We start from the raw sequence: 16098 nt of genomic DNA, 5'->3' as shown, positions 1-16098 counted from the left end.
GTCTCGGCGGTCAAACCCCGCGCCCCTTCGTTCGTTCCTCGGGCGCGCGCCGGGTGTCAGAACCCGGTTCCCCGGTCGGTCAGTACCGTGCGCAGCGTCTCCAGATGATCGGTCATGATGCCATCCACGCCGAGGTCCAGGAGTTTCGTCATCCGATCGGGATCATTGATTGTCCATACGTGTACCTGCAGGCCCAGGGCGTGCGCGGTCTCCACGAACCGCCGGTCCACCACCGGGATCCCGTTCTGCGCCTCGGGCACCTGCGCGCACACCGCGCCGCGCCGCAGCGGCACGGGCAGGCCGAGCGAGCGCAGCCTGAGAGCGGCGACGCCGCGCACGCCGTACGAGGTGGCCAGGCGCGGGCCCGCCAGCCTCGCGGCCCGGGCCACCCGGGCCTCCGAGAACGAGCCCACGCACACCCGGTCCCACGCGTCGGTCCGGCGGATCAGCTCCACCAGCGGGACGAGCGCGGACTCGGCCTTCAGATCGACGTTCCAGCGCGCGTCGGGGAACGCCTCCAGGAGCTCCTCGAAGAGCGGCAGCGGCTCACGGCCCGCCACCCGGGCCTGGCGCACCTCGGCCCACGGCAGATCGGCGATCCGCCCCACGGCGTCGGTGACCCGGTCCAGGGTGGAGTCGTGGAAGGCGACCAGACGGCCGTCCACGGTGGTGTGCACATCGGTCTCGAAGTACCGGAAACCGGCCGCCGCGGCCCGGCCGAAGGCGGCCGCGGTGTTCTCGATGCCGTCGGCCGCCCCGCCGCGGTGGGCGAAGGCGATCGGCGTCGGGTGGTCCAGATAGGGGTGGCGTACGCGAGTCACCCGCGCAGTATCGCCTGTGCCGGTGCCGCCCCGGTGACGGGCTCGACGGGCGCCGTTTCCGGGGCGGCCGTCCGCTCCGGCTCGGGCGACGGTTCGGGTGACGGCTCGGGCGACGGCTCCGGGACGGCGAAGAAGCGCAGGAAGAACTGGGCGAGCGGGCCGATCGCGAGGGCGTACGCGACCGTGCCGACGCCCAGCGAGCCGCCGAGCAGGAACCCGGTCACCACCACCGCCACCTCGATCGAGGTGCGCACCAGCCGGATGGAGCGGCCGGTGAGCCGGTGCAGCCCGGTCATCAGCCCGTCGCGCGGGCCGGGGCCGAACCGCGCCGCGATGTACAGGCCCGTCGCCACGCCGTTGAGCAGGATCCCGCCGACAAGCACCGGGATCCGGGCGGCGAGCCCGTGCACGTCCGGCACCAGGGCAAGGGTGGAGTCCATCGCGATGCCGATGGCGAAGACGTTGGAGACCGTGCCCAGGCCCGGCCGCTGCCGGATCGGGATCCACAGCAGCAGCACCAGCGCGCCCACGATGATCGAGACGACGCCGATGGTCAGGCCGGTGCGCTCGGCGATCCCCTGGTGCAGCACCCCCCACGGTTCGAGCCCGAGCCCGCTGCGCACGAGCAGCGCGGAGCTCACGCCGTACAGCGTCAGGCCGACGTAGAGCTGGAGCAGCCTGCGGGTGAGGTGCGTGGACACGTGAATGCCCCCCTGTCTGGTGGTAGTGGACCGGCGCATGACACTCTGTGGCTGGGAAACCCATCCCAACCATGGCCAATTCGGGGAAGGTGGACTGACTTCCATGGCGCAGTGGACCTCGGCGGTCGGGCCGGCACAGCTGGCCCGTCAGCTCAACGCACAGCAGCAGCCCCGCCCGGCGGGCACCCGCAAGCCGCCCGCCTACCGGGCGCTGGCCGACGGGATCCGTCTGCTCGTCCTCGAAGGACGGGTGCCGGTGGCCGCCCGCCTGCCCGCCGAGCGGGAGCTCGCCATGGCCCTCTCGGTCAGCCGCACCACGGTCGCCGCCGCCTACGAGGCGCTGCGCGGCGAGGGCTTCCTGGAGTCCCGCCGGGGCGCGGGCAGCTGGACGGCCGTCCCCGCGGGCAACCCGCTGCCCGCGCGCGGCCTGGAGCCGCTGCCGCCCGAGTCGCTGGGCTCCATGATCGATCTGGGGTGCGCGGCGCTGCCCGCGCCCGAGCCCTGGCTGACCCGCTCGGTCCAGGGCGCCCTGGAGGAGCTGCCGCCGTACGCGCACACCCACGGCGACTATCCGGCCGGGCTGCCCGCGCTGCGCCAGATGCTCGCCGAGCGGTACACCGCGCGCGGCATCCCCACCATGCCCGAGCAGATCATGGTCACCACCGGTGCGATGGGCGCCATCGACGCCATCTGCCACCTCTTCGCCGGGCGCGGCGAGCGGATCGCGGTCGAGTCGCCCTCGTACGCCAACATCCTCCAGCTGATGCGCGAGGCCGGGGCCCGGCTCGTGCCGGTCGCCATGGCCGAGGGGCTGACCGGCTGGGACCTGCCCCTGTGGCGGCAGGTGCTGCGCGACTCGGCGCCCCGGCTCGCCTATGTCGTCGCCGACTTCCACAACCCGACGGGGGCGCTGGCCGACGAGGACCAGCGCCGCGCCCTGGTCGACGCGGCCCGCTCGGCCGGGACCGTGCTCGTCGTCGACGAGACCATGTCCGAGCTCTGGCTGGACGAGGACATCGACATGCCGCGCCCCGTCTGCGCCTTCGACCCGGCGGGCGCGACCGTCCTCACGGTGGGCTCGGCGAGCAAGGCGTTCTGGGCGGGCATGCGCATCGGCTGGGTACGCGCGGCCCCCGACGTCATCCGCTCCCTGGTCGCCGCCCGCGCCTACGCCGATCTGGGCACCCCGGTCCTGGAGCAGCTCGCCGTCAACTGGCTGATGGCCACGGGCGGTTGGGAGCAGGCGGTCGACCTGCGCCGCACCCAGGCACGCGAGAACCGCGACGCGCTGGTGGCGGCGGTCCGCCGGGAGCTGCCGGAGTGGGAGTTCGACGTGCCGGTGGGCGGGCTCACCCTCTGGGTCCGCACCGGAGGGATCTCCGGCTCACGCCTGGCGGAAGTGGGCGAACGGGTCGGCGTACGGGTGCCCTCCGGCCCCCGGTTCGGCGTGGACGGCGCCTTCGAGGGGTACGTACGGCTGCCCTTCACGGTCAGCGGCCCGGTCGCCGAGGAGGCCGCGGCCCGGCTCGCCGCGGCGGCCCGCCTGGTGGAGAAGGGCGCGAGCAATGGGGGAGAGTCGCCGCGGACGTTTGTGGCGTGAGGGGTGGGGGCTGACGGCTGACAGATGTCAGCTACCGGATGTCGGCTGACAGATGTCAGCTACCGGATGTCGGCTGGCAGATGTCAGCCACTGGCTATCGGCTGACGGATGTCAGTTAACGGATGTCAGTCATTGGATGTCGGCGGACAGATTTCGCGATCTGCCCGCCGATATCTGTTTTCCGTCAGCCGTCAGCCGTCAGCCGTCAGCCGTCAGCCGTCAGCCGTCAGCCGTCAGCCGTCAGCTGTCAGCTGTCAGCTGTCAGCTGTCAGCTGTCAGCTGTCAGCCCTCCGCAGGCACCGCCTGCTGCGGCGGCGTCGCCTCCACCGGGAGGTCTCGCTCCGGGAGCAGGTCCAGGACGGCCTGGCGGTGCTGCTCGCTGGTCGCGTCGTCGTACGGGTCCGGTGTCGCCGGGACCTGGAGGCGCAGCACGGGCCCGGTGCCGAGGCGGGCGTAGCCGCGGCCGGGCGGGACGGTGGTGGTGGGGGTGGTGTGCGGCGGGACGCCGAGGACCCACTCGGCCAGGGTCGGGGAGCAGGGGCCGAGCACCACGCGCGCGCGGGTGTGCGTGCGTACCGGCTCCGTCAGTGCCTCCAGGCTGTCGAACTGCTCGGCGACCACCACGGTCACCCCGGCCGCCCGCCCGTGCCGCAGCGGGGTCTGGAGCAGCTGCTGCGGATCGGGCCGTCCGTCGGCCGCGGCCAGGTGCCCGAAGACGCTCGGCCGGTCGAGGAGGATCCACAGCGGCCGCTTGATGTCGTCGGGGGCCGGGTGGCCGCCCTGGCGGGCGCGGTTGGCGGCGATGAGCCGGCGCTCGGTCTCGTGCGCGGCCCACTCCAGGGTGGCCAGCGCCCCGGCGAGGCCGCACTCCACGGCGAGCACGCCCCGGCGCCCGGTCAGACACGCGTACTCGCCGGTGCCGCTGCCCTCGACCACGAGCACGTCGCCGTGCTGGAGCGCCTGGAGGGCGATGGAGCGCAGCAGGGTCGTGGTGCCGCTGCCGGGCTCGCCGACCGCCAGCAGGTGCGGCTCGGTGGAGCGGGGGCCGGTGCGCCAGACGACCGGCGGCGCGTCGCGGACGTCCTCGCCCTCGGTGACCGGCACGGTCCGCTGCACCGCGTCGGCGTCGGTGAACCCGAGCACGGTCTCGCCTGGGCCCGCCACGAAGCGCTGGGCGGCGATCGAGGTGGAGAGTGCGTCGAGGACGCGCATGACGAGCTGGTTGCCCTCCTCGTCCCACTCGAACCGGTACTCCCGGCCGCGCCCGGACTTGGTGTGCAGCAACTGCTCGATACGGGCGCGCGCCTCGGGCTCGCCGTCCGTGAAGTACGCCGGGTAGCGGATGAGGAGCCGGGTGACCCGGCCCGCGTCGTCGAACTCGTACTCACTGAAGGCCCCGGCCCACTCCCCGCCGTGGGCGAAGAGCGGGCTGGGGTCCTCCGCCACCGAGAAGTACGGCACCAGCGCCTCGTAGAGCGCCTGGAGGCGGGCGGTCTCGGCCTCGTCGGGGCCGGTCCTGACGGGGGTGCGCTCGCGGCCCTTCCAGGCGGCCGCGGCCATCACCGTGATCAGGGCGAGCAGCGGCCCGTACGGGATGAGCGCGACCACCAGGACCACGGCCGCCGTCAGGAACAGCGCGGGACCACGCCGCTCCTTGGGCGTGGCGGTCCACTTGCCGCCCAGGGCGGCGGCGATCAGCCGCAGGCCGCGGCTGATCGTGATGAGCGGATGGAGGACGTCGGTGGCGCTGTCGGCGGCCGTGCGCGCGATCTCGCGGCTGCGGGCGATCGGAACGCTGGTGCTGCTCAGAATGCGGGGGAGTGGTCGCCGGGCCACGTCGGTCTCCTGAGGGGGTGGTCGGGACTGCGGGAGGTCAGAACTTGATCCCGCCCAGCAGGCTGGCCAGGCTCTGGCCGCCGGCCTTGATGCTCGGGGCGATCGCGGTGCCCGCGAGGTAGAAGCCGAAGAGGGCGCAGACCATGGCGTGCGACGCCTTCAGACCGTCTTTCCGGAAGAAGAGGAAGACGATGATTCCGAGCAGGACGACACCTGAGATGGACAGGATCATGAGGAGTTCTCCTGGTTGATGGGGACAGTCACCATGAGTTCTTCCAGGATCACAGCAAGTATCTATGTGATAAAAGGTGCAATCGGGTGAAATTCTCCGATTTTCACTGGAGTGGCGGATACGGAACCGGGTCGCGGGCGGGACACTGTGCGGCCGCGGGACCGGCAGCCGTCACTCGCGGTGAGCTTTGCCCCGGCCGGACCGATCCATGTCGTCCGACGGGCAGTACCCTGTCGATTCACTCGTACGGCCCCGGTGCCGTGCGGGCCAGGTCACAGGCGTTCCGAGGAGCGCCGTACGCAGCGAAAGGCGGTCCGTGCGATGAGCGATGCCCTCGATCCCGAGGTGGTCGAGCTGGCGGGCAGGATCTTCGATCTGGCACGCCGGGGAGAGGCGGAGGCGCTCGCCGCGTACCTCGACGCCGGGGTCTCGCCCGACCTCACCAATGACAAGGGCCACACGCTCGTCATGCTCGCCGCCTATCACGGGCACGCGGAGGCGGTCTCCGCGCTCCTCGCGCGCGGTGCCGACCCGGACCGCGCCAACGACCGCGGTCAGACCCCGCTCGCGGGTGCCGTCTTCAAGGGCGAGGACGCGGTCGTCAAGGCGCTGCTGGCAGGCGGAGCCGACCCTTCCGCCGGAACGCCGTCCGCGCTCGACACCGCACGGATGTTCGGCAAGACGGAACTGATCGCACTCTTCGGCGACCGCTGAGGTTTGCGCCGGGTGCCCCCTGCGTACCTGGTGAGAGGGGCTCGTAAATGTGGTCGCGGTGGCGAAATGCCTGGGTCATCATGACGACGAGCCCCTTCATCAGGGGCAGGGTCCTTACATCGGGGGACACGAAGAGAGGCAGGAAGATGACTCACAGCAAGCGGAAGACGGCGGACGGCCGAACATGTTGGCGCGCGGCCTACTAGGGCACGGCACGAATCCCGGTTGCGTCGACAGCTTGATGTGAGGCTACTTCCATGTTTGATCCGGTCATAGCGCCGAGCGGTACGCTGCTCGGCCTGCTGCAGCGGGGCCGCGGCGACGGCACCCTGCACGCGCTCGCCGCCCCGCGCCCAGAAGCCCTGGCGGCCCTCAACCACTGTGTACTGGGCGACCCCCGCCGCGACTGGCAGGTGGAGAACCGCTCCCTGTACTACGCGCGCCTCTACCTGGATCTCGACGGCGGACTCGACGAGATCGAGGCCCACCTCTTCAGCGCCGAGGATGTCCTCGACGCCGACGAGCACCGCACCGGTCTGGTGCTGGCGGTCCTCGGCCACCTCGCCTCCTACGGCAGGAGCGACGCGTTGTCGCTGCTGCGGCGGTACGCCGTGCGGGGCGCCAACTGGGGCTGGGCCCTGGACGAGCTCGCCCTGCGTGACGACGACGCGGGCCTGCGCGCCCTCGCCGAGCCCGTTCTCGCCCGGTTCCCCACCACCCCCGAGGGCGACGCCGAACTGGCCGTCACCGTCCGGGACGCCTTCGAGCCCCGGCCCTGGCGGCTGTGGGCCGAGGACACCCGGGACGCCGTCGGCGCACGGGTGCGCGCCGCCCAGGAAGCCGGGTCCTTCGACCGCTGGCAGCGACAGATGCGGCCGTCCGGACCCCGTCCCGGCTGGAGCGTCCAAGCCGTCTTCGACTGGGCCCAGGAGGGCCTGGAGCGCGGCGCCGACCTCACCCTGCCCGCCGCCCGCTGCCTGGGCGCGGTGGCCGGGCCCGACGACCGCGAGCTGATCGTCGAGGCCGCGCGCGCCGGCTCGGACGGCGCCCGCTGCGCCTGCCTGCACTACCTCGCCGAGTCACGCGACCCCCGCGTGCTCGACCTCATCGAGGCCGCCGTCGCCGACGGCTCCCGAGCGGTGGCCGAGGCCGCCGTCCAGGCCTTCGAGCGGATGTGCGGGCCCGAGGCCGTCGACCGGGCGCGCGGCTGGGTGCACCGGCCCGACGCGCTCGGCGCCGCTGCCGCGGGCGTGCTCGCCTGCCGGGGCGAGGCCGAGGACGCCCAGCTGGTCCTCGGCGCACTGCGCGAGTGCGTGCGCTCCGAGGGGCCCGACGCGCCCCTGCTGCGCCCCCTCGTCGACGGGGCGGGACGGCTCGGCATCGGCTGCGCCGCCCCCGTACTGAGGCACCTCTACCGCGAGACCGCCTCCTCCGAGCTGCGCGGCCGCACCGCCCGCGCCCTCGCTGCCACCGACCCCTCCTTCGCCACCGGCTTCGCCGTCGAGTGCCTGTGGGACTGCGAGGAGACCACCCGCGAAGTGGCCGCGCAGTACGCCGAGCTCGTCGACGCGCGCGTGGCCGAGCGGCTGCGGCGGCTCGCGGACGACCCGGCCGAGGAGGCCGAGGTACAGAGCGCCATCCACAACCGGATGGGCCCGGACGCACCCGCGATATGAGTCGCGAGCGGCGTCCGACCGAGCCGGGAGCGCTGTCCGAAAGACACGCTGTCTGAAAAGCTCATGGGACGTTCCCCGGGCGGAAAGATCCAAGTCGGCGGGGCCACCCCGGCGGCGACGACAACACGGGTATGCGTGTCGTCATCGTCACCGAATCCTTCCCGCCCGATGTCAACGGCGTCGCCCACTGCGCCCTGCAGACCGCCCGGCACCTCGCCGCCCGCGGTCATGAACCGCTCGTCATAGCCCCGGCCGCGGCAGCCGGGGACGACCTCACCGCCCCCTGTACGGTGATCCGCGTCCCCTCGCTGCCGCTGCCCGGCTATCCGCAGGTCAGGGTGGCCCTGCCGAGCCGCCGGGTGGCCGCCGCCCTCACCGCCCACCGGGCCGAACTGGTCCATCTGGCGAGCCCGTTCGTGCTCGGGGCGCGCGGGATGGCGGCCGCCGCGCGGCTCGGGGTGCCCGCCGTCGCCGTCTACCAGACCGACCTCGCCGGATACGCCCGTACGTACATGGGCACCGGCGAGAACACCGCCTGGCGGCGGCTCAGAGCCGTCCACGGCGCCGCCGACCGCACCCTCGCCCCCTCCACCGCCGCCGTCCGCGATCTCCAGGCCCACGGGGTGGAGCGGGTGCGGCTGTGGCCGCGCGGCGTCGACACCGAACGGTTCCGGCCAGAGCTGCGCGACGAGGCGCTGCGGCGCGAACTCGCCCCCGGAGGTGAGCTGATCGTCGGCTATGTGGGCCGGCTCGCCGCCGAGAAGCAGGTGGAGCTGCTGTCCGGGGTGTGCGCGCTCCCCGGGGTCCGGGTGGTGGTCACCGGGGACGGGCCGAGCGCCGGGGCGCTGCGGGGCGCGCTGCCCGGGGCGCTGTTCCTGGGCCGCCGCACCGGCGGTGAACTCGCCCGGGTCTTCGCCTCCCTGGACGTCTTCGCGCACACCGGGCCGTACGAGACGTTCTGCCAGACCGTGCAGGAGGCCATGGCGAGCGGGGTGCCGGTGATCGCCCCGGCGGCGGGCGGGCCGCTCGACCTGGTGGACCACGGGCGCACCGGCCTCCTCGTCGCGCCGCGCGACGCCGACGCGCTCCGCGACGCGGTGCTGCGGCTGGCGGATCCCGCGCTGCGCCACGCGTACGGGCGGGCCGGGCGGGCCGCAGTCGAGGGCCGGACCTGGACGGCCGTCGGGGACCAACTGCTCGACCACTACGCCGAAGTGCTCTGCGAGCGCCCGGTGGTGGCGGCATGAGCGGGCTGCGGATCGTCCGTCTGGCGAACTTCGTCACGCCCTCCTCGGGCGGGCTGCGCACGGCCCTGCGCGAGCTCGGCCGCGGCTATCTGGCCGCCGGCCATGACCCGGTACTCATCGTCCCCGGCACCCACGCGCGCGACGAGCACACCGAACAGGGCCGGGTGGTCACCCTGCCCGGTGTGGTGCTGCCCGGCACCGGCGGCTACCGGGTACTCGCCGACCGCCGCCGGGTGCGGCGCGTCCTCGACGCGCTCGGCCCGGACCGGATCGAGGTGTCGGACCGGACGACCCTGCGCTGGACCGGGGAGTGGGCGCGGCGCGAGCGGGTGCCGTCGGTGATGGTCTCGCACGAGACGGCGGACGGCGTGCTGCGCACCTGGGGCGCCCCCGGGCACCTCGCGCGCGCCGCCGCCGACCGTCTCAACAGGCGCTCCGCCTGGGCGTACTCGCGCATCGTGTGCACCACGGAGTGGGCCGAGCGCGAGTTCGTACGGATCGGGGCGGGCAACGTCACGCGCGCGCCGCTCGGCGTCGACCTGGTGGGGTGCCGCCCCGGGCGGCGCTCGCTGCCGCTGCGCGAGCACTGGCTGCGTGGGGAGCGGGTGCTGCTGGTGCTGTGCTCCCGCCTCTCCGTGGAGAAGCGGCCGGGCACCGCCCTGGACGCGCTCGCGGAGCTGCGGCGCCGGGGCGTGCGCGCGCGCCTCGTGGTGGCCGGGGACGGGCCGCTGGCGGCCGGTCTGGAGCGCCGGGCGCGGGCCGCGCGGCTGCCGGTGGAGTTCCTGGGGCACGTCGGTGACCGGGCGCGGCTGGCGGATCTCCAGTCCGCGGCGGACGTCTGTCTGGCGCCGGGGCCCGCTGAAACGTTCGGCCTGTCGGCCCTGGAAGCGCTGGCGGGCGGGACGCCGGTGGTGTGCAGCCGGTCCTCGGCGCTGCCCGAGGTGGTGGGGGCGGCGGGCCTGGCCGCCGCCGACACGGGCGCGGCCTTCGCCGACGCGGTCCAGGACCTCCTGTCCCGCCCGGAGGAGCCCCGCAGGCACGCGGCACGCGCGCGTGCCGAACTCTTCGGGTGGGACGCGTCGGTGACCGCGTTCCTGGCGGCGCATGACGCGCCGGTGGGGGCGGCGCGGGCTTCGCGGGTGCCTCTTGCCCCGGCATCGAGGGCGGCGCTTGCCGCGCGGGCAGGGGCCGATCAATCACCGCTCGCCCAACCGCCGGTCGCCCAGCCACCGCTCGCCCAAGCACCGCCTGCGCCCGTCCCAGCACCGCGCGAGCCGGGCGTGGCGGCATGACCGCGTCCGTCGCGGCCCTGCCGCCGCTGACGGGCGCGTCCCTCGGCCCCCGGCGGCCCCTGCGGTTCGCCGCGCTCGGGGACTCGCTCACCGAGGGCGTCGGCGACCCCGTGCCCGGCGGGTGGCGCGGCTGGGCCGCGCTGCTGGCCGGGAACGGGCCCGGGTGCGAATTCCGCAACTTCGCCGTCAGCGGGGCGCTCACCCGGGACGTGGCCGAGGAACAGGCGCCACGCGCGCGTGCGTTCGCGCCCGACCTCGCCTCCGTGGTGGTCGGGGTCAACGACACGCTGCGCCGGTCCTTCGACATCCACCACATCGCCGCCCGGCTCGACGCGGTCTACGGCGGGCTCGCCGCGCAGGGCGCGGTGCTGCTCACGGCCTGTCTGCCCGACCCCGGGGCGATGCTCGCCCTGCCCGGCCCGCTCGCCCGTCCGCTGGCCCGGCGCCAGCAGGCGGTCAACGCCGTGGTGCACGCCCTCTCCGTACGGTACGGCGCCGCGCATCTGCACCTGGCCGACCGGGCCTGGGTCGGCGACCGCTCGCTGTGGAGCGCGGACCGGCTGCACCCGGGCGAGCGCGGCCACCGGCTGATCGCGGCCCGCAGCTACACCCTGCTCGCCGAGCGCGGCCTCGCGCCGGGCGCGCCTCCCTCGTACGAGCCGGACCGGCCGCCGCCCGGCCGGTCCGCCGCGCTGCTGTGGCTGGCGACGGCCGGTACCGCCTGGGTGGCGCGGCGCTCCACGGACCTGCTGCCCCAGCTGCTGGGCCTCGCCGGGGCCGAGCTGCGCCACGCCGCGCGCGGCACCGCCGCCCACCTCGATCTGCGCGCCGCCCAGGCGCTCTCCGCCGCGCTCGCGGCCGTCGGCGCGCCCCCCGGCCAGGGCCGCCTTGCCACAATGGAGGGATGACAGGGCGCTGGGAGTTCTGGATCGACCGCGGCGGCACCTTCACGGACGTGGTGGGCAGACGGCCCGACGGGCGCCTGGTCAGCCGCAAGCTCCTCTCCCACGACCCGGACCGCGACCGCGACGCGGCGGTCGCCGGGATCCGGCTGCTGCTCGGCCTCGGGCCCGACGAGCCGGTCCCGGCCGACCGGATCTCCGTCGTCAAGATGGGCACCACCGTCGCCACCAACGCCCTTCTGGAGCGGCGCGGCGAGCCGACCGTCCTGGTCGTCACCGAGGGCTTCCGGGACGCCCTGCGGATCGCGTACCAGAACCGGCCGCGGCTGTTCGACCGGCACATCGTGCTGCCGGACGCGGTGTACGAGCGCGTCGTCGAGGTGGCCGAGCGGATCGACGCGCACGGCGCCACCGTCCGCCCGCTCGACCTCGCGGGCGTCACCGAGGGGCTGCGGGCCGCCCGCGCGGAGGGCCTGCGCAGCGCCGCCGTCGTCCTGATGCACGGCTACCGCCACCCCCAGCACGAGGTGGCCGTCGCCGAGACCGCCAGGGCGCTCGGCTTCACCCAGGTCAGCTGCTCGCACGAGGTGAGCCCGCTCATCAAGCTGGTGCCGCGCGGTGACACCACCGTGGTGGACGCCTATCTGTCGCCGATCCTGCGCCGCTATGTGGACGAGGTCGCCGAGGAACTCGACGGCGTACGGCTGATGTTCATGCAGTCCAACGGGGGCCTGCGGGAGGCCGCGCACTTCCGGGGCAAGGACGCGGTGCTCTCCGGCCCGGCGGGCGGCGTGGTCGGCATGGCCCGTACCTCCGGACAGGCCGGCTACGCGCGCGTGATCGGCTTCGACATGGGCGGCACCTCGACCGATGTCTCGCACTACGCGGGCGCCTTCGAGCGGGACTTCGCCAACCAGGTCGCCGGGGTCCGGATGCGCGCCCCCATGATGAACATCCACACCGTGGCGGCGGGCGGCGGCTCGGTGCTCCACTTCGACGGACAGCGCTACCGGGTCGGCCCGGACTCGGCGGGCGCGGTCCCGGGCCCCGCCTGCTACCGGCGCGGCGGCCCGCTCACCGTCACCGACGCCAACGTGATGCTCGGCCGCGTCCAACCCGCCCGCTTCCCCGCGGTGTTCGGCCCCGGCGGCGATCTGCCGCTGGACGCCGAGGTCGTACGGGAGCGGTTCGCCGAGCTGGCCGAGCGCTCCGGGGGCGGGCGCGGTCCCGAGGAGGTGGCGGCCGGCTTCCTGGAGATCGCCGTCCTCAACATGGCGAACGCGGTCAAGAAGATCTCCGTGCAGCGCGGCCACGACGTCACCCGCTACGCCCTGACCAGCTTCGGCGGCGCCGGCGGCCAGCACGCCTGCGCGGTCGCGGACGCGCTCGGCATCGACACCGTCGTCGTACCGCCGCTGGCCGGAGTCCTCTCCGCGTACGGCATCGGCCTCGCCGACGCGACCGCTATGCGCGAGCGGTCCGTCGAGGCGGAGCTCGACGAGGAGAGCGTCGGGCGGGTGCGCGAGCTGTGCGACGAGCTCGCGGCACGCACGCGTGGCGAACTGCGCGCCGACAGCATCCCGGACGAGGCGATCACCACCCACGCGCGCGTGCTGCTCCGCTACGCCGGTACGGACGCGAGCCTGCCGGTCGCCCTGGACACCGCCGACGCCATGAAGGAGGCGTTCGAGCGCGAACACCGCGCGCGGTACGCCTTCACCATGGACAAGCCGCTGGTCGTGGAGGCGGTGTCGGTGGAGGCCGTCGGCGCCGCCGGGCCGCACGGCGCCCCCGAGGTCGAGGAGTACGCGCGCGAGGGCGAGGACGGCGCCCCCGCCACCGTGTCCATGTTCGTCGCGGGCGGGCGCCAAGACGTCCCGCTGTACCGGCGCGCCGCCCTGCGGCCGGGCGACACGGTGGCCGGGCCGGCGATCGTCGCCGAGGCCGACGCCACCACCGTGGTGGACGACGGCTGGCAGGCCGCCGCCGGCGACCTGGGGCACCTGCTGCTCACCCGGACGCGCCCCCGCCCCGGCCGCACCGCCGTCGGCACGGACGTCGACCCGGTGATGCTGGAGGTCTTCAACAACCTCTTCATGGCGATCGCCGAGCAGATGGGCGTACGCCTGGAGAACACCGCCCACTCCGTCAACATCAAGGAGCGCCTCGACTTCTCCTGCGCGCTCTTCGACGCCGAGGGCAACCTGATCGCCAACGCCCCGCACATCCCCGTGCATCTGGGCTCGATGGGCGAGTCCATCAAGGAGGTGCTGCGCCGCAACAAGGGCGCCATGCGGCCCGGCGACGTCTACGCGATCAACGACCCGTACCACGGCGGCACCCACCTGCCCGACGTCACCGTGGTGACCCCGGTCTTCGACGGCGAGGAGCTGCGGTTCCTGGTGGCCTCGCGCGGCCACCACGCCGAGATCGGCGGCATCACCCCCGGCTCCATGCCCGCCTTCAGCCGCACCGTCGAGGAGGAGGGCGTGCTCTTCGACAACTGGCTGCTGGTCCGGGACGGACGGTTGCGCGAGGCCGAGACGCGCGCGCTGCTGACCGGCGCCGCCTACCCCTCGCGCGACCCCGACACCAACCTCGCCGACCTGCGCGCCCAGATCGCCGCCAACGAGAAGGGCATCGCCGAACTGCGGCGCATGACCGACGAGTTCGGGCTCGACGTCGTCCAGGCGTACATGGGGCACGTCCAGGCCAACGCCGAGGAGTCCGTGCGGCGGATCGTGGCGGGGCTGAGCGACGGCTCGTACGCGTACGAGACCGACGGCGGCGCGGTCATCCGGGTCGCCGTCACCGTGGACCGCGAGAGCCGCAGCGCCGTACTGGACTTCACCGGCACCTCGCCGCAGCAGCCGGGCAACTTCAACGCGCCCCGGTCGGTGGTGACGGCGGCCGTCCTGTACGTCTTCCGGACGCTGGTCGACGACGACATCCCGCTCAACAGCGGCTGCCTCAAGCCGCTGGAGGTACGGGTGCCGCCGGGTTCGATGCTGGCGCCGGAGTACCCGGCCGCGACCGTCGCCGGAAACGTCGAGACCTCGCAGGCCGTCACCGGCGCGCTCTACGCGGCCCTCGGGATCCAGGCCGAGGGCTCCGGCACGATGAACAACGTGACCTTCGGCAACGACCGGGTGCAGTATTACGAGACGGTGGCGAGCGGCTCGGGCGCGGGCGACGGCTTCGACGGCGCGGACGCCGTGCAGACCCATATGACCAACTCGCGCCTCACCGACCCGGAGGTGCTCGAGTGGCGCTATCCGGTGCGGGTCGACGCCTTCGCGGTACGGGAGGGCAGCGGCGGGCGGGGCCGGTGGACGGGCGGGTGCGGGGTCGAGCGCCGGATCCGCTTCCTGGAGGCGATGACCGTCGCCCTGCTGACCGGCCACCGGCGCGTGCCGCCGTACGGCATGGCGGGCGGCGCGCCGGGCGGGCTCGGCGCGAACCTGGTGGAGCGCGCGGACGGCCGCAGCGAGCCGCTGGAGGGCGTGGACACGGTGGAGGTGGGCCCGGGGGACGTCCTGGTCGTCCGCACGCCCGGAGGCGGCGGCTACGGCAGCTGACGCGCCCGTACGGCACGTCGCAGGAGCACGAACCGCAGCGGTGTGCCGGGCGCGGCCTGTGCGGCGGCGGGCAGATCCGCCCCGGCGACCACGCCCACCACCGGATATCCCCCGGTGGTCGGATGGTCGGCCAGGAACACCACCGGGCGCCCGTCCGGCGGCACTTGGACCGCCCCCCACACCATGCCCTCGCTGGGCAGCTCGCCGTGGACCGCCCGTTCCAGCGCCGGGCCCTCGGTGCGCAGGCCGATGCGGTTGCTCGCGGCGGAGACCCGGTAGCGGCCGGTGGCGAGGGCGGAGAAAGCGTTCTGCGTGAACCAGTCGGTGCGCGGCCCCGGCAGCATCCGCAGCACCAACTCCCTTGGCGGGCCCGGCGCCGGGGCCGCGTCCACGCGCGCGTAGTGCCCGGCCGGATGTCCCAGGGGCAATACGGCACCGTCGGCGAGGGGTGCCGGGCCGAGCCCCGAGAGCAGGTCGGTGGAGCGGCTGCCGAGCACCGGCTCGACGGCGATGCCCCCGGCGAACCCCACGTAGGAGCGCACCCCGCGCACGGCGGCGCCGACCTCCAGGACGGCCCCGGCGGGCACCCGCACCGGCGCGCCCCACGCCGCCGGGCGCCCGTCGACGGACACCGGGCAGGGCGCCCCCGTCACCGCGACCGTGACGGCCCGGCGCGGGCGCACCGCGCACCCGGTCAGCGTCGTCTCCAGGACGGCGGCGCCCGGCGGGTTGCCCACCAGCCGGTTGGCGAGGCGGCTCGCGGGCAGGTCGAGCGCCCCCGAGCGGGGCACGCCGAGGTGGGCGTGGCCGTGGCGCCCCTCGTCCTGGACCAAGGTGAGTGCGCCCGCCCGCACCACGCGGAAGGCCCGGTCCGTCATGCCCCGCCCCGGGGGACGAAGCGCACCCGGGTGCCCGGTGCGAGGAGTGCGGCGGGCTCCCGGTCCGGGTCCCAGAGCACGGCGTCCGTGCTGCCGACGAGCTGCCAGCCGCCCGGCGACGAGCGTGGATAGACGCCGGTGTACGGGCCCGCCAGGGCCACCGACCCGGCCGGGACCGAGGTCCTCGGGGTGGCGCGGCGGGGCACCTCGTACCGCTCGGGAAGGCCGGTCAGATAACCGAAGCCGGGCGCGAACCCGCAGAAGGCCACCCGGAATTCGGCCGTGCGGTGGATCCGTACCGCCGCCTCGGGCGAGACGCCCCACGCGCGCGCGACCTCGGCCAGGTCGGGGCCGTCGTAGCGGACCGGGATCTCCACCGCCGCACCCGCGTCCGCGCGCGGCGGCGCGACCTCCCAGCCGGGCAGCAGCGCCGCGAGGCGCGCCGGGTCGTCCAGACCGTCGAGCAGGACCGTACGGGCCGCCGGGACGATCTCCCGTACAGGCGGCAGGCTTCCGGCGGCGCGGCGGCGCAGCAGCTCGGCGTGGAGGGCCTCGGCGTCCTCGCCGCTGTCCAGCTCGACCAGCAGCGCGCGGTCGCCGACCGGCAGCGTCCGCATCGGC

Annotated in this window: 13 protein-coding genes; 7 read left to right on the top strand and 6 right to left on the bottom strand. The window is 74.6% G+C overall.

What is annotated here, in order from left to right; genetic code table 11:
* Positions 1-56: 56 nt before the first annotated feature.
* Both BX283_RS10250 and BX283_RS10245 read right to left on the bottom strand, forming a co-directional pair.
* Complete coding sequence (locus BX283_RS10250; protein WP_101387318.1) at positions 57-821, bottom strand: glycerophosphodiester phosphodiesterase; 765 nt, start codon at positions 819-821, stop codon at positions 57-59.
* Entirely contained in the window at positions 818-1561 is a 744-nt protein-coding gene (locus tag BX283_RS10245) for a YitT family protein (RefSeq protein WP_257582423.1), read from the bottom strand. Before BX283_RS10245 ends, BX283_RS10250 begins: the two co-directional genes overlap by 4 nt.
* A 64-nt stretch (positions 1562-1625) precedes the next feature.
* Between BX283_RS10245 and BX283_RS10240 the strand changes: the two genes are divergently transcribed.
* Positions 1626-3122 (top strand): PLP-dependent aminotransferase family protein, encoded by a 1497-nt coding sequence (locus BX283_RS10240; protein WP_101387317.1) that lies wholly within the window; start codon positions 1626-1628, stop codon positions 3120-3122.
* A gap of 282 nt (positions 3123-3404) precedes the next feature.
* Here BX283_RS10240 and BX283_RS10235 read toward each other — a convergent pair whose 3' ends face one another.
* Both BX283_RS10235 and BX283_RS10230 read right to left on the bottom strand, forming a co-directional pair.
* On the bottom strand, positions 3405-4958 hold the full coding sequence (locus BX283_RS10235; RefSeq protein ID WP_101387316.1) for a hypothetical protein: 1554 nt from the start codon (positions 4956-4958) through the stop codon (positions 3405-3407).
* Positions 4959-4995: 37 nt separating this feature from the next.
* Positions 4996-5190 (bottom strand): hypothetical protein, encoded by a 195-nt coding sequence (locus BX283_RS10230; RefSeq protein WP_067155558.1) that lies wholly within the window; start codon positions 5188-5190, stop codon positions 4996-4998.
* A gap of 321 nt (positions 5191-5511) precedes the next feature.
* Between BX283_RS10230 and BX283_RS10225 the strand changes: the two genes are divergently transcribed.
* The 6 genes from BX283_RS10225 to BX283_RS10200 all read left to right on the top strand — a co-directional run bounded on the left by BX283_RS10225 (position 5512) and on the right by BX283_RS10200 (position 14599).
* Positions 5512-5904, top strand: coding sequence for an ankyrin repeat domain-containing protein (locus tag BX283_RS10225; protein WP_101387315.1), 393 nt, complete (start codon positions 5512-5514; stop codon positions 5902-5904).
* Positions 5905-6161: 257 nt separating this feature from the next.
* Positions 6162-7580 carry a hypothetical protein gene (locus BX283_RS10220; protein ID WP_101387314.1) on the top strand — a complete coding sequence of 473 codons (1419 nt, stop codon included), beginning with the start codon at positions 6162-6164 and terminating at the stop codon, positions 7578-7580.
* Positions 7581-7711: 131 nt separating this feature from the next.
* Positions 7712-8827: a glycosyltransferase family 1 protein gene (locus tag BX283_RS10215; protein WP_101387313.1), complete on the top strand. Its 1116-nt coding sequence runs from the start codon at positions 7712-7714 to the stop codon at positions 8825-8827.
* Positions 8824-10119, top strand: coding sequence for a glycosyltransferase (locus BX283_RS10210; RefSeq protein WP_101387312.1), 1296 nt, complete (start codon positions 8824-8826; stop codon positions 10117-10119). The genes BX283_RS10215 and BX283_RS10210 overlap by 4 nt, the downstream gene beginning before the upstream one ends.
* Positions 10116-11027 carry an SGNH/GDSL hydrolase family protein gene (locus BX283_RS10205; RefSeq protein WP_101387311.1) on the top strand — a complete coding sequence of 304 codons (912 nt, stop codon included), beginning with the start codon at positions 10116-10118 and terminating at the stop codon, positions 11025-11027. The genes BX283_RS10210 and BX283_RS10205 overlap by 4 nt, the downstream gene beginning before the upstream one ends.
* The gene (locus BX283_RS10200) at positions 11024-14599 is read left to right on the top strand and encodes a hydantoinase B/oxoprolinase family protein (protein WP_101387310.1); all 3576 of its coding nucleotides are present in this window, start codon (positions 11024-11026) and stop codon (positions 14597-14599) included. The genes BX283_RS10205 and BX283_RS10200 overlap by 4 nt, the downstream gene beginning before the upstream one ends.
* Here BX283_RS10200 and BX283_RS10195 read toward each other — a convergent pair.
* Positions 14587-15477 (bottom strand): biotin-dependent carboxyltransferase family protein, encoded by an 891-nt coding sequence (locus BX283_RS10195; RefSeq protein WP_101387309.1) that lies wholly within the window; start codon positions 15475-15477, stop codon positions 14587-14589. The genes BX283_RS10200 and BX283_RS10195 overlap by 13 nt on opposite strands.
* Entirely contained in the window at positions 15474-16094 is a 621-nt protein-coding gene (gene pxpB / locus BX283_RS10190) for a 5-oxoprolinase subunit PxpB (protein WP_180357434.1), read from the bottom strand. The genes BX283_RS10195 and pxpB overlap by 4 nt, the downstream gene beginning before the upstream one ends.
* Between the last annotated feature and the right edge of the window lie 4 nt (positions 16095-16098).

This window comes from Streptomyces sp. TLI_146 (genome assembly GCF_002846415.1).
Lineage (GTDB): Bacteria > Actinomycetota > Actinomycetes > Streptomycetales > Streptomycetaceae > Streptomyces.
The sequence above is the reverse complement of the archived record's forward strand: the minus strand, read 5'-3'. Positions and strand labels throughout refer to the sequence as shown.